A 14,176-nucleotide genomic window follows, 5' to 3' on the forward strand; every position below is an offset into this window, starting at 1 on the left:
CGTGCTCAGAAAGCTTTTTCGCGCAGTATAAAAAGGAGTGGATAAAGAATTTAAATGAACTGAGTCGTAGTGAAATGACAACACAAACGTATTTTTATATTGAAAAATACTACAACTCAGTAAGAAGACATGGCACCCTAGGGTATAAAAGTCCCATGCAGTACGAACAAGTTAATTAAACCCCGTGTCTACTTTATCGGGGTCAGATCACCGCGGCTGATAGCTGACGGCTGAAAGCTGATAGCTCTGTGTTTGGTTTCGCTTCGCTCTACCCAACCTACGCCAGATTTCCAAACTTTACTCTTGCAACTTTCCCCTCGCTAACTCTCGTTTATAACACTCATTCCCCTTGTTTTTGCTCTGCTTTGGCTAGTTGAATGTACTTTGTTTCGACTAGTTGTGAGAGGGGAACAAGTTCGAAGCCTTGCTGTTGTAGTTCTGGGAGGGCTTGTTGTAGAAAAGCAACGGTCTCTGGGTAGGGGTGGGCAATGGCGATTGCGTAGTTGAAGTGTTGAGCTTTGGTTTTTAGCTCTTCTAGTTGGTGTTGTAGCTGACTTTGGGTGACATTGTTATCAAGAAATACATGGCGAGATACATTTGCGACACCATACAGGTTAGCAACATTTTGTGCTTCACTTTGACTCGTTGTACGGCTGTCTAAGAAATACAAACCACGTTTCTTTAATACTTCCATCGTCCATTTCATTGGCTCGGTAAGCTGTGTTAGCTCAGATCCCATGTGGTTATTGACCCCTTTTACTTGTGGTAAAGAGGCTAATGCATGGCCAAGGGTTGTTTGTAACTCTGACTTACTCATAGTATCGGTGAGCGCACCCGGACCAAGTGCTTTGGTTTTATCAAGCGCTTGCATGGGAACATGTAAAAGTAGTTCTTTATGAGTTCTACTGGCGCGTTCAGCAAATATTTGCGAATAGGGTGTATGGGGCAAGATTGAAAAGGTCACTTGCCCTGGTAAGTTTAATATTTCAAGGTCGCGCTGATGATTGCCTATATCATCGATTACTATGGCTATTTGCTTTGCTTGGCAGAATAGCGGTAGGCAACATACGGCGAGTAATAAGCCTTTTTTTAAGTTCACTTTTTGTAATTATTATATCCGTTGTGAGCATTTACTTACTGCATAATAACGAGCTGCTTTGCTGTAAGTTGCTTTTTGTCTTGTCTATCTAGAAGTGAGCTAAAAAGCGCCAATTCTTGGATATTTTTTATTATAACGCCTTGGTCAATTTCTGAAAGCATTGTTTGATTAATACTCACATCTGGAGTGATCCCTTTCCCATCGATAGATTGACCCAAAGGTGTGTAATAACGTGCTGTAGTCAGTTTTAATGCGGTATTACCGTTACCTAGAGGTATCAATGATTGCACTGAGCCTTTACCAAATGAAGTTTCGCCAATTAGCACCGCTCGTTGATTGTCTCTCAGTGCTGCTGCGAGTATTTCAGCTGCAGAGGCTGAGTTTTCGTTAATTAGCACGGCAATAGGAGCGCCACTGAGTATGTCGCCTTTATGGGCTTTAAACTTCTGATTAGCTTCATTAAAGCGACCTTTGGTGGATACGATGGTGCCGTTATCTAAAAACAGATCTGCAACTTCAATCGCCCCTTGTAATGTACCGCCAGGGTTATCGCGTAAATCAATGATTAAACCTGAAAGAGGGAAGCTATTGGTGACCTGCATTTTTGCAAGCTCTCGAGCAACATCGTGCAATGTATGATTGTTAAATGCATTGATACTGATCAGTGCAACGCCTGTATCTGCTAAATGGCCACTAACACTTTCTAGGTTAATCTGTTGGCGCTTAACCAAGAAATTAAGCTCAGTATTTGTGTCTCTTTTAACAACTACATCAACGGCGTTCTCACCGCTTTGGCGAATCAACTTAGCCACTTCTTCGATGCTTTTGTCTAAAATAGGCTGTTGATTAATCGCAATAACTTCATCATTTACCTGAAGACCCGCAAGCGCCGCAGGTGAGTTATTAATAGTGTTAACAATATATACCCGACCCTCTTCGATCTTTACTTCTATACCGAGTCCTGTGTACCTACCATTAGTGCTACTGAAGATAGCATCGAGTTCAGTTTCATCGAGATATTTTGAATATGGATCAAGGCGCTCGAATAACGCTTCGACTTGTAAGTTATCAGGTTGAGTTACAAATGCGTTTTGTAGCTTCAGATCATCAACATAATACGTATGAATATTAAATAGGATTTCGTTCAGTTGCTGATGCTGTAGTGATTGTAACGAGGGTTTTGCAACAACCTGAAACGATTGCAATATCAGGCATAGCAAGCTGACAAGTAATAGAAAAGACAGCTGAGTAAAAAACTTAGCTGGGGAAAAATGAGCATTGTAAGAGTAAGTTGTGTTTAGCATCAGCTGCTCCTCATAGAGTGCAGCTATTTAATCAATTAAATGCGTCTGCACCATTTTACAGGATTTACTGCGCGTCCTTTGTGGCGTATTTCAAAGTATAGACCAGGATCTGGTTGTCCGCCGCTTTGACCGACTAAAGCAATCGTTTCGCCTTCTCTAACAAGGTCGCCAACATCGCGAAGAAGGGTTTGAGCATGACCATATAAGCTCATAAAGCCATCGCCATGATCAATAGCGATAACCCAGCCAAAGCCATTTAGCCAGTCAGCGTAAACCACTTGGCCGTTCTGTACGCTTTTAACATTACTGCCTTCTTTGGCGCTGATTAGTACGCCTTTCCAATCTATGTTGCCGTGCTTGCGTTGTCCAAAGCGGTGGCGTAATGCTCCTTTGGTTGGCCAGTCGAGTTTGCCCTTACTACTTTGTAAGCCTAGTAATTCAACTTTTTCGTTTCGTTCTTGTTCAAGCTCTTCAATGGCGGTGATCAGGGTTTGCTCATTTTCTTTTAAATAATCAATTGAGCTCTTCGTTTCTTTTAACGCTGACTGGAGTTTATTGAGGTTAGTTTTACGCTCTTGCTGTGCATTGACTAGAGCTTGCTGGCGTCTTTTTTGCTCATCATATAAGGCAACTAGACGTTGTTTGGTTTTTTCAAGCTCAGCTTGGTTGTCTGCAATTTCTTGCTGCAGTGCTTTGAGTTCTTCAATTTGCTCAATACGTGCTTTATTTAAGTAATTATAATAACTTAGTGTACGCTCAATTTTGGCTGTGTCTTGTTGGTTAAGCAACATCTTTGAATAGTCATGACTACCCGCCATATAGGCGCTTTTTAGTTGTGCAGCTAATAAGGTTTGGCGTTGTGCTTGCTGGGCTTTAAGTTGCTCAGCTTTAGCTTGTTGTTCGCGTTGTTGTTGCTCATTTTCTTTAACAGATTGGGCGGCAAGGTTTAATGCTTTGGCATTTTTGGCGATGTCGAGCTCATGGGCGCGCAGATCTTTACGCATTTGGGCAATGGACTTGCGTTGACCTTTAAGCTCAGCCTCTGTTTTTTGTAAAGCTGATTGAATGTCTGATAAGTCTTTTTTGGTTTGATCTTCATTAGCAACAACCGTAGTTGCTACTAATGAAGTCAGTATTAAACCAGTTTTAAGGAAGTGGTTAATACATTTACTCATAGCTTATTTCAGCGTCATGATTGGTTTACCAGTCATTTCACTTGGCTGCTCTAAGCCGAGTAGGTGAAGCATGGTTGGAGCCACGTCACTCAGTGTTTTACCATCATGTGGTGTCGCATCACGGCCAACATAGATAAATGGCACTGGCTCACTGGTGTGTGCGGTATGTGCTTGGCCCGTTGCTGGGTTAGCCATTTGTTCAGCATTACCATGATCGGCTGTAATAAGCGCTTCACCACCATGTTCTTCAAGTGCTGCAACTACACGACCAATACAATGATCAACTGCTTCACATGCTTTCACTGCTGCTTCGAATACGCCTGAGTGACCTACCATGTCTCCGTTAGGGTAGTTACAGATGATGGCATCGTATTTGCCGCTAGCGATTGCTTCAACAAGTTTATCGGTCAGCATTTCAGAGTTCATTTCTGGTTGCAGATCGTAGGTTGCTACTTGTGGTGATGGAATCAGTTCGCGAGTCTCACCAACAAATTCATTTTCACGACCACCACTAAAGAAAAAGGTCACGTGTGCGTATTTTTCTGTTTCAGAAATACGTAGCTGTGTTTTACCTTGTTTCTCTAACCATTCGCCTAATACATTTGTTAAAGGCTCCGGAGCAAACGCAATCGGCGCTTTAATGTCTGCTGCGTACTCTGTCATCATTACAAAAGCGCTTAACTTAGGTGTTTTTTTCTTATCAAAACCACTGAAGTCAGCATCAACAAAGGCACGAGTCATTTCACGTGCTCGGTCTGCTCTGAAGTTAGCAAAGATAACAGTGTCGCCGTCATTGATCTCTGCAGCTGCTTGGCCTTCAGGTACAACCGTTGTTGCAGCCACGAACTCGTCGTTCTCGTCACGTGCATAAGCGGCTTCTAGTGCGGTTACACCGTCAGTGTAGCTGTATTCAGCAATGCCACTCACCATAACATCATAAGCAAGCTCGACACGATTCCAACGGTTATCACGGTCCATTGCATAATAACGACCAACAAGCGTGGCTAAACGGCCACAGCCAAGTTCAGCAAATACAGCTTCGATACGCTCAATTGAGGCTTTTGCACTGCGTGGTGGCGTGTCTCGACCGTCTAAGAAACCATGGAAGTAAACTTCTTTTGCCCCGCGTTTAGCAGCTAGTTCGATTGTTGCAACAATGTGGTCTTCGTGACTATGAACGCCACCTGGGCTTAAAAGGCCCATGATATGCACGGCTTTGCCTGCATTTACAGCTTTATCGATATTATCAACAAGTGCAGGGTTACTATCGAACTCACCATCTTCAATGGCTTTAGTGATGCGAGTGAAATCTTGGTAAACGATTCGGCCAGCACCTAAATTTACGTGACCTACTTCAGAGTTACCCATTTGTCCTGCAGGTAAACCAACATCAAGTCCCGAACCTGAAATTAATGTATGTGGGCGGGTTGCCCAAAGGTTGTCGAGTACTGGGGTATTAGCAGCAAGTACGGCGTTACTTTCTGTGTCTTCACGGTATCCCCAACCGTCTAAGATCATTAATACCAATGGTTTTTTATGCTCTGTCATTATAGCTCCTGAAGATTGGCACTTATATATCACTAGCATACCGTGTTTTATGGTTTTGATCAGCTATCAATATGTCATATTAAAATATTTCACGCCCTAGCATTTTCAATTCAAGCACGTATACTTGCGTGGCAAATTTTAATTAACCCATGGCTATGCGCTGTGGTACCTAAATTTCTTAGTGGAAAACGCATGGATCAATATATTGAATTTATCTCGAATCATCCGGTTTTGAGCATTATCTGGTTGGCATTAGTTGCAATGCTGATCAGCAGTTGGTTTAAAAGTAAATTTTCGGCTATCCGTCAAATCAACCCACAGCAACTTACCTTGCTAATCAACCGTGATGATGGCCAAGTGATTGATATACGTTCACAAAAAGAGTTTAACTCTGGCCGTATTGCAGGCGCAACTCACTTAAATCCGGAAAAAGCAAAGCAATCTGATTTTTCAAGCCTTGAAAAGTTTAAGACGAAACCCATTATACTAGTATGTACCACGGGCATGACAGCCTCAGGTATCGCAACTGCAATGCATAAAGCAGGTTTTGAGCGTGTTTATGTATTAGCGGGCGGTATGGGCGCTTGGCAATCAGCTAGCTTACCAACAACGACCGGTCGTTAATAAGGCTCACTGCCCGATAGAGGAATTATTATGAGTAATGTTGTTCTTTACACAAAAGCATACTGCCCATTCTGCCAACGTGCTTTGGCGTTATTAGACAGTAAAGGTGTAGACTACACGAATATCGATATTGGTGTTCACCCTGAGCGTCGTGATGAAATGATCGACAAAGCAAATGGTGGTTACACAGTTCCGCAAATTTTCATTAATGATGAACATATCGGCGGTTGTGACGACATGATGGCAATTGAAGCGCAAGGCCTTTTAGACGCAAAGCTTAACGCTTAATAAATTTTAAATATAAAAACGAATACAAGTTAGGAATTACAATGAACGAAGAAAATCAAAACGCAGCAGCAGAACAAGCCGGCGCTCAATTCTCAATCCAACGCATCTACACAAAAGATGTTTCATTTGAGACGCCTAACTCACCTGCTATTTTCCAAAAAGAGTGGACTCCTGAAGTTAAGCTTGACTTAGATACTCGTTCTAACAAATTAGAAGAAGGTGTGTTTGAAGTTGTTCTTGCTTTAACAGTAACGGCTTCAATCGGTGAAGAAACTGCATTCCTATGTGAAATCCAACAAGCGGGTATTTTCACAATTGGTGAAGTTGAAGAAGTTCAACTTGCACACATGTTAGGTGCTTTCTGCCCGAACGTACTTTTCCCTTACGCACGTGAAGCAGTATCAAACCTAGTTAACCGTGGTACTTTCCCACAATTAAACTTAGCGCCAGTTAACTTCGACGCACTATTTGCTCAATACATGCAACAACGTGCAGCTCAAGATCAACAGGCAACTGCAGACGCATAAGCTATGAGTACAGCACAATCAGCTGTTACAGTATTAGGGGCGGGGTCATATGGCACCGCCCTTGCTATTTGCTTTGCCAGAAATGGCCACCCAGTTACTTTGTGGGGCCGCAATAGCGATGACGTTGCTACGCTTGCAGCTGAGCGAAAGAATCAACGTTATGTTCCAGATGTTAGCTTTCCTGAAACCCTCCAACTAGAAGCTGATTTAGAAACGGCAGTTAAAGCAAGCAAGATCATTTTGGTTGTTGTGCCGAGTCATGCTTTTGCTGGCACGCTGCAAAAAATCAAACCTTGGTTGTCAGAAGGTGCTGAGGTTGCATGGGCTACCAAAGGTTTAGAGCCAAATACAGGGCGTTTATTGCAAGAAGTAGCGGTACAAGAGCTAGGAGATGATGTTCCTCTGGCTGTGCTTTCAGGACCTACGTTTGCCAAAGAAATGGCAATGGGGTTACCAACCGCTATTTCGGTATCGTCGACTTCTAAAGACTTTGCTAAGCAATTAGCTGACCTTTTACACTGTGGCCGCTCATTTAGGGTGTATAACAATGATGACTTTATTGGAATACAGCTTGGTGGCGCAGTTAAAAATGTCATTGCGATTGGCGCAGGTATGTCTGACGGTTTTGGCTTCGGTGCCAACGCACGTACTGCTTTAATCACTCGCGGTTTAGCTGAGCTATGCCGTTTAGGTTGTGCATTAGGTGCCCGTTCAGATACCTTTATGGGTATGGCCGGCCTTGGTGACTTGATCTTAACCTGTACAGATAACCAATCTCGTAACCGTCGCTTTGGCCTTGCTCTTGGCAAGGGTGAAGGCGTAGAAGCTGCGATTGAATCTATTGGTCAGGTTGTTGAAGGCTATAGAAATACCAAAGAAGTGTATTTACTTGCTGAGCGCACTGGTATCGAAATGCCAATAACGGAGCAAATTTACCAAGTGCTTTATGAAAATAAAGATGTAAAAGAAGCTGCGATGGCACTACTTGGCCGTGAGCAAAAATCTGAATAATTTAGAAATATACTTTAAATAAAAAACGCGATTTATTAATCGCGTTTTTTATTTAAAGTATATTTCTAATCATTAGCTTGATTGTTGCTTTTTTAATTTTTCGTTAATAAATTCGCTAACTTGCTCAGCTTTTAATGGCTTACAGTAATAATAACCTTGTTGAAAATGACAGCCCATAATATGTAGCATGTAGGCTTGTTCTTCTGTTTCTACTCCTTCGGCGACCACATTAATATCTAAATATTTAGCTAATCGCACTATGGTGGCGGTGATATTGCGATCTTGGTCGTTTTTATCGATGTCTTTTACGAATGACTTGTCGACTTTTAGCGTATCAATAGGAAAGCGTTTTAAGTAACTGAGTGATGAATGACCTGTTCCAAAATCATCTAGTGCAATATGTACACCTAGTGATTTTATACGTTTCATTTGCTGCTCTGCGAACTCGGGGTTGTCCATCATAGCGCTTTCTGTGATCTCGAGTTCTAAGCAATGTGCTGGGACGTCAAATTTAGCCAAATTATCAACGAGTGTTTCTATAAGACTACTTTGTTGAAAGTGTAGGGCTGAAATATTAATAGCTACATTACCAAACGAAATGTTTTGTTTTCGCCACTGTGCCAGTTGATTAAGTAGTTGTTCCATTAGTAATTGGGTAAGCGGAATAATGGCACCATTTTGTTCAGCCAGCGGAATGAACTCATCGGGGTTAATCACACTGCCATCTTCTTGTGGCCAGCGAACTAATGCTTCAAAGCCGTATAACTGATTATGCTGGGCATCAAACTTAGGCTGAAAATAAAGCTCAAACTCATTGTTGTTGATAGCTCTAAATAAAGCGCTTTCTTTGGTTAACTCGGTTGGGTCGAGTGTGTGGCGGTCTTTATCAAAAAATTGATATGTATTATGGCCCATTTTCTTAGCATGATTCAAAGCACTAGTTGCGCTGCGCATTAAGTATTCACAGTTATAGGCGTTGTCTGGATAAATAGCAAGGCCGCAACAGGCAGATAGCGAAGTCTCAAAACCATCCAACATAAAAGGGGTTTTGAATTGCTGCAGTACGATGTCTGCGGTCTTCTTGGCGAAGAATACCGTTTTACCTGAGTAGAGATAGGGCGGCACAAGAATCGCGAATTCATCTGCGCCGAGTCTTGCAATGGTAAAAGCTGAGTTGAGTGCGCCAGTAAGACGGCAAGCAACTTCTTTTAATAAAACATCTCCAACAGTATGCCCCAAAGAGTCGTTTATTTTTTTGAAGTTATCTAGGTCGATAAATATGATTAGCAAGCTTGGGTATGTGTCGTTACAGGCTTTAATCGCTTTTTCGAGCGACTCTATAAAAATGGCGCGGTTTGATAAACCAGTGACAGTATCTTTGGTTGTAAGCTTGAGCATCGTGCGCTCGTTATTCTTACGGGCTGTTATATCTGAAAATACTCCGACATAGCGAACTGATTTCTTGAAAAAGCGTGAAGTCGTAATTTTAGTAATGGATAAATCAAGGGCGTAGGGTTTGCCATTTTTACGGACATTCCAAATTTCACCAGACCAATAGCCATCATCTATAAGCTCTTGCTTTATAATTGCTTCTAATTGTTGGTCACGGCCATTAGATGTATGTGCTTTAAATCGTTTACCGATGACATCATCCTCGCTAAAACCTGAGATTTCGCTAAATGTTCTATTAACCTCAATGATATTGAACTCATCATCAGTAACCCAGACAGCGTCTTTCGATTTTGAAAGTAACGCATCAACAAAAACCAATCTCTGTTTTTTACGCAGTAGAGCAATACTAATAATTATCACTACTACGATGAGTAATAACAAGGTAAGTGCTGCGGTGATAACATAACTTGTTAAAGCAATCGGTGGGTTGGAAGTGAAAACTGTTGCAGCACTGGCAAAGTGCTGTAACAGTAAAATGATACAGCACACTAGGGTGAAAATACGCATTACTTTCCATCTAAAGTATTAAATCAGCCCTTTTAGATTAGTATATTAAAAAAGGTCGTGCTAAATAATTAGTGGATAATTTTAAATCACATTTTCAGTGCATTATTGACCGTTCACAAACCCTAATTGACGCCAAGATTCATAAACAAATACAGCCACTGAGTTAGATAAGTTCATGCTACGGCTGTCTTTTTGCATTGGAATGCGTACACGTTGCTCTTTCGGTAATGATTGAATGAGTTCATCAGGTAAGCCACGCGTTTCTGGCCCAAACACTAAACAATCGCCGGGTTGGTATTGTGCTTGATGATGAAATTGGCTGCCCTTTGTTGTGCAAGCATAGACTTTTTTTGGTTGGCATTTTTCAAGGTATGCTTCAAACGAGGCATGGCGCTGTACATGGCTAAACTCATGATAATCAAGGCCAGCTCGCTTTACACGTTTATCATCCCACTCAAAACCAAGTGGTTCAATTAGGTGTAACGCATAACCTGTGTTTGCGCATAAGCGAATGATATTACCCGTGTTTGGTGGAATTTCTGGTTGGTACAACACAATATCAAGCATGTGAATCTCATTTTAAAGGATTTGATCTGCTGCTGAGTATACACGAACTAGAAAGAAAAGATGATATACTCAATACAGTTACTCACTTAAGGTAAGTTGTTGTGCAGCATCGTAGTTACGAGTTTTGGGTTAAAACAGCGAGTCTAGTCACCATTGTTATGGTGAGTTTAATGATTGCGGCAAAAAGCTGGGCATGGCTTGCATCTGGCTCGGCGTCAATGCTGGGTTCATTGACCGATTCGTTAATGGATATTACCGCATCACTGATGAGTTTTTTAGTGCTTGGCTATGCACTGCGTCCTGCTGATGACGATCATCGCTTTGGTCACGGTAAAGCCGAAGCGTTAGCTGGGCTTGCACAAGCAGCTTTTATAGCAGGTTCTGGTTGTTTCTTAGCGTTTCATGGTATTGAGCGCTTATTTAATCCGGTAACCTTAAAGCATTCTGATCTTGGTATCTGGGTAAGTATTTTCGCTATCGTTTGTACGCTCGTAGTGGTGTTTGTACAAACTAAGGTGATCAATCACACCGAATCCATTGCCATTAAAGCAGACTCGATTCATTATAAAGGCGATTTAATCTTAAATTTGGCCGTACTACTGGCAATTGTGTTAGCTAAGTACGGTGTTGCTTATGCCGATCCATTATTTGCTATTGGTGTGGCTGTTTATTTACTTTATAACAGTTGGGACATTGCTCGTGACAGTGCTGATCATTTAATGGATAAAGAACTGCCAGATGAAGAAAAAGCTGAGATACTCGCCATTGTGAATAGTCATCAAGACGTATTTGGCGCCCATGATATTCGCACCCGCCAAGGTGGTAAAATTAAGTTTATTCAGATGCATTTAGAGCTGGAAGACTCTTTATCATTATTAAGAGCACATCAAGTTGCTGATGAAGTAGAAGCGTTAATTCAAACGCATTTTGATTGCGAAATGGATATTTTAATGCACTTAGACCCACTTTCAGTAGTTAACAAAACACGTCAAAGTTCTGCACAAAATTGATAAAAATCACAGAGTACTGCTTGTCTGATCTCGTCGCGTTCACACAATAACTCGTGGCGAGCACCTGCGTAGCTTTTTATTTGTGCTTGCTTTTGTCTATGAGTAAGTGCAAATTGCGCAGCGTTATCGACTACGGTGTCTTGCTCTGCGCTGGCGATAAACAAAGGAATATCGACTTTTTTATCCACTAAAGAGGCAATAAAATCAAACGACGCATTAAGCCAACCATAGGTGACGCCACCTAGTTGTAAATCACCTTCTGCTGCATACAGCTCTCTGAACAGCTTATATCGAATTTCACTACTGGTTAGTTCATTAGCTGCAAAGTCGACGGGTAAATAATCGCTTTGGCCAAATGCGTAACTGCGGCCAAGACCAAGTAAGGATGCAATTTTAGCAGCCAGTTTTGCTACAGGTTTTGGCGTGCCTTTGGTATAGATATCAAACATCGGCGCTGATAAAAAAGCCCCTGCAAATTGATGCTGATAGCGTGATAGGTAATCATAGGCAATGGCACTGCCCATAGAGTGGCCAAGCAAAACCTGCTTTCCTTGCCAGTGTTGCTGCACCACTTTTTCTATAAATACAGCAAAGTCATTTGCGTAATCAGTAAAACGGTTTACATAGCCTTTATGAGTATTTTTTAGATGACGATAAGAGCGGCCTTGCCCCTGGTGATCAACACTAAAAACCGCAAAACCATTTTGATATAGCTCCCAAAGCAACTCTTTGTACTTAACTAGAGATTCTATACGGCCAGTACTGATAACGATGGCCGTTTTTGCTTGCTGAGGAATAGCATAGCCGTAATAAAGCTTGCCATGAGCGGTGCTCAGAAAGTCTTGCTTTAATTGCTCAGAAAAAAACTGGTTAATATTAGGTAGGTTACTAACAAGACTTGCTTCGCTACTGTAAAACATTTACTCACTCTTAAATGGGAGACGGATGTTTACGCATAGTCCGCCATGTTCTTGGTTTTCAAGTGTTAGTGTACCATCATGTGCTGAGATAGCATTCTTTGCAATTGCAAGACCTAAGCCTGTGCCCCCAGTGTTTCTATCGCGAGCATGCTCCTGACGGAAGAAAGGTTCACATAGCCTTGCTAGGTTTGCTTCATCAACCCCTTTACCGTCATCACAAACAGTGATGTAGATAGCATCTGATTCAACTAAACCTATTGAGATTGAAAGTTCTGCGTATTTAATGGCATTGCGTAGTACATTTTCAAGTGCGCTGGCTATTAAGGTTTCATCGCATTTTAAATCGGCAGTTAGTGTACCATTGACAATAAGCTCTTTATTGTTTTGCTTGGCTTCAAATTGAGCATCGTTGAGAACATGATCAACAATCACTTGTAAAGACTGCGTACTCAACGCTAGGGTTTGGCTTTTGGCTTCTAAGCGTGAAACTTGAAGTACATCGGCAATCATTTTATCGAGCTGATTTGCCTCTTTTTCAATACGCTCTAAATAAGCGTGTTGAGCGTCATCTGCTTGCATTTGTGCAAGGCCTGTGGCCATTTTTAAGCGCGTTAATGGTGAGCGTAGTTCATGGGAAATATCTGCTAGTAATCTTTTTTGCGCGCTAATAAGCTGCTCAAGTTGTACCGCCATGGTATTAAAGTCACGACCAAGTACACCTAACTCATCTTGACGAGTAGGAGATACATCGGCGCGGGCAGTTAAATCGCCATGAGCCAGTTTTTTTGCGGTTTCTTTTAAACTATTAATAGGTGCAATTAAGTTACGGCTAAAGAAGAAACTGAGCATCAATGAGGCGATTAAAGCAATAAGCAGCTTGAGCCAAACAGGCATTAGCCATAGGCTGACAAAAAACGGTTTCTTGCGTTTTTCATCGATTTCATAAAGATAAAATTTACCTTCGGGTACATTCAAAGCTACCGGTCCGTAGGCTTGGTATTCGTCGGTAAAAATAATTTGCGGGCGCATATATTTGGTAAAGTTCAGCAAGCTTAAATCAATGTCTTTGGATACAGGTTCGCTAAGCATTTCAACACCATGAACCTCACCATTTAAGTACAGTAATTTATGCTTTGATAAGCGCGGATGAGATAAAACCTCTTGAGTTGATTTTCCGTGTTTAGCAACAATGCGTTCAATACTTTTAGCAGTGTACTCAAGATTTTTCAGCATGGGTCCACGCAGGTCGTCATTGCCGACATTGCTCGTTAACTGGCTTAAAAACACCAGTATTGTGATAGTCGCTATGACAGTAACCCAAAACCAAGCAAATATTTTTAAAAACAAATAATGGCGGGGATGCTTTAGCCAGCTTGGAGTTTGCATATTATTCGCCTTGTATTAATACATAACCACTGCCGCGCATGGTTTTGATCCGTTCATTACTAACGTGTTCTGCAATCTTTTTACGGATGTTGCTGACATGCATATCGATTGAACGGTCAAAAGGGGCAAGGCGTCTACCAAGGACTTGCTCACTTATTTGTTCTTTGCTGATCACTTCACCGGCATGTTGTACTAGCATGGCAAGGATCTCATACTCAGTGCCGGTTAGGCTAAGTACGTTGTCTTTAACAGAAGCCTCACGAGTTGCGAAATTAACATTGATGCTGTTAACACTCAAGGAGCTGGCCTGTTGGTTCGATAAGCTGTTGATATGCTCGATGCGACGGGTAATTGCTTTAACGCGGGCTAGCAGTTCTCTGTGGTTAAATGGTTTAGGAATATAATCATCTGCGCCTAGCTCTAAACCAAAGATACGATCAAAGTCTTCGCCTTTCGCGGTTAGCATGATCACCGGAGTAAGCTTATGTTGTCTTAACTGCTTTAGCACCTCAAAGCCATCCAAAGAGGGTAGCATCACATCAAGCAATATTAGCTCATAGTTATGCGTTATAGCTTGTTTTAGGCCTTCAGCGCCATCATGAACACACTCTACTGTAAAACCTTGTGCTGATAAGTACTCGCTGAGTAATTCGCACAATCCTGTATCGTCGTCGATCATTAATAGTTTCATTCTGACACCTAGCTATTTATTTCTTTAAGGTTATTTTACTCAGTAAATTGTGTAAAAGTGAATCTTT

15 protein-coding genes are annotated in these 14,176 nt (G+C 41.7%); 6 read left to right on the top strand and 9 right to left on the bottom strand.

What is annotated here, in order from left to right; translation table 11 throughout:
* On the top strand, nt 1-179 hold a 179-nt coding region (locus tag L1266_RS04780), incomplete at its 5' end, for an IS3 family transposase (protein ID WP_235377129.1).
* A gap of 161 nt (nt 180-340) precedes the next feature.
* Here L1266_RS04780 and L1266_RS04785 read toward each other — a convergent pair.
* From L1266_RS04785 to gpmM, 4 genes are read right to left on the bottom strand one after another with little or no spacing between them, the layout of a single operon-like run.
* A complete protein-coding gene (locus L1266_RS04785) occupies nt 341-1,099 on the bottom strand; it encodes a divergent polysaccharide deacetylase family protein (protein WP_187490263.1) in 759 nt (252 codons plus the stop codon).
* A 35-nt stretch (nt 1,100-1,134) separates the two neighbouring features.
* Nucleotides 1,135-2,403: a S41 family peptidase gene (locus L1266_RS04790; protein WP_235377006.1), complete on the bottom strand. Its 1,269-nt coding sequence runs from the start codon at nt 2,401-2,403 to the stop codon at nt 1,135-1,137.
* Between the two features lie 35 nt (nt 2,404-2,438).
* Complete coding sequence (locus L1266_RS04795) at nt 2,439-3,578, bottom strand: murein hydrolase activator EnvC family protein (RefSeq protein ID WP_054550971.1); 1,140 nt, start codon at nt 3,576-3,578, stop codon at nt 2,439-2,441.
* Nucleotides 3,579-3,581: 3 nt separating this feature from the next.
* Nucleotides 3,582-5,126, bottom strand: a complete 1,545-nt coding sequence (gpmM, locus tag L1266_RS04800; protein WP_235377007.1) for a 2,3-bisphosphoglycerate-independent phosphoglycerate mutase — start codon at nt 5,124-5,126, stop codon at nt 3,582-3,584.
* 192 nt (nt 5,127-5,318) lie between these two features.
* Here gpmM and L1266_RS04805 point away from each other — a divergent pair, with 192 nt between their 5' ends.
* From L1266_RS04805 to gpsA, 4 genes are read left to right on the top strand one after another with little or no spacing between them, the layout of a single operon-like run.
* On the top strand, nt 5,319-5,750 hold the full coding sequence (locus L1266_RS04805; protein ID WP_054551326.1) for a rhodanese-like domain-containing protein: 432 nt from the start codon (nt 5,319-5,321) through the stop codon (nt 5,748-5,750).
* 30 nt (nt 5,751-5,780) lie between these two features.
* Complete coding sequence (grxC, locus tag L1266_RS04810) at nt 5,781-6,038, top strand: glutaredoxin 3 (protein WP_054550973.1); 258 nt, start codon at nt 5,781-5,783, stop codon at nt 6,036-6,038.
* A gap of 41 nt (nt 6,039-6,079) precedes the next feature.
* Entirely contained in the window at nt 6,080-6,565 is a 486-nt protein-coding gene (gene secB / locus L1266_RS04815; RefSeq protein ID WP_054550974.1) for a protein-export chaperone SecB, read from the top strand.
* Between the two features lie 3 nt (nt 6,566-6,568).
* Entirely contained in the window at nt 6,569-7,576 is a 1,008-nt protein-coding gene (gene gpsA, locus L1266_RS04820) for an NAD(P)H-dependent glycerol-3-phosphate dehydrogenase (RefSeq protein WP_055022087.1), read from the top strand.
* A 72-nt stretch (nt 7,577-7,648) separates the two neighbouring features.
* Here gpsA and L1266_RS04825 read toward each other — a convergent pair whose 3' ends face one another.
* Nucleotides 7,649-9,535, bottom strand: a complete 1,887-nt coding sequence (locus tag L1266_RS04825; protein ID WP_235377008.1) for a putative bifunctional diguanylate cyclase/phosphodiesterase — start codon at nt 9,533-9,535, stop codon at nt 7,649-7,651.
* 102 nt (nt 9,536-9,637) lie between these two features.
* The gene (trmL, locus tag L1266_RS04830; RefSeq protein WP_054550977.1) at nt 9,638-10,102 is read right to left on the bottom strand and encodes a tRNA (uridine(34)/cytosine(34)/5-carboxymethylaminomethyluridine(34)-2'-O)-methyltransferase TrmL; all 465 of its coding nucleotides are present in this window, start codon (nt 10,100-10,102) and stop codon (nt 9,638-9,640) included.
* 101 nt (nt 10,103-10,203) lie between these two features.
* On the opposite strand from trmL, the gene L1266_RS04835 reads away from it, so the two are divergent.
* Complete coding sequence (locus L1266_RS04835) at nt 10,204-11,112, top strand: cation diffusion facilitator family transporter (RefSeq protein ID WP_138602166.1); 909 nt, start codon at nt 10,204-10,206, stop codon at nt 11,110-11,112.
* On the opposite strand, the gene L1266_RS04840 is transcribed toward L1266_RS04835, so the two are convergent.
* The 3 genes from L1266_RS04840 to L1266_RS04850 are packed head-to-tail and all read right to left on the bottom strand — an operon-like array spanning nt 11,091 to nt 14,109.
* Entirely contained in the window at nt 11,091-12,032 is a 942-nt protein-coding gene (locus tag L1266_RS04840; protein ID WP_054550978.1) for an alpha/beta fold hydrolase, read from the bottom strand. The two genes, L1266_RS04835 and L1266_RS04840, sit on opposite strands and share 22 nt — an antisense overlap.
* The gene (locus L1266_RS04845) at nt 12,033-13,418 is read right to left on the bottom strand and encodes an ATP-binding protein (protein WP_194441857.1); all 1,386 of its coding nucleotides are present in this window, start codon (nt 13,416-13,418) and stop codon (nt 12,033-12,035) included.
* A gap of 1 nt (nt 13,419) precedes the next feature.
* Nucleotides 13,420-14,109, bottom strand: coding sequence for a response regulator (locus L1266_RS04850; protein WP_194441856.1), 690 nt, complete (start codon nt 14,107-14,109; stop codon nt 13,420-13,422).
* Nucleotides 14,110-14,176 lie beyond the last annotated feature (67 nt).

The organism is Pseudoalteromonas sp. Cn5-37 (assembly GCF_021532495.1).
GTDB lineage: Bacteria > Pseudomonadota > Gammaproteobacteria > Enterobacterales > Alteromonadaceae > Pseudoalteromonas > Pseudoalteromonas simplex.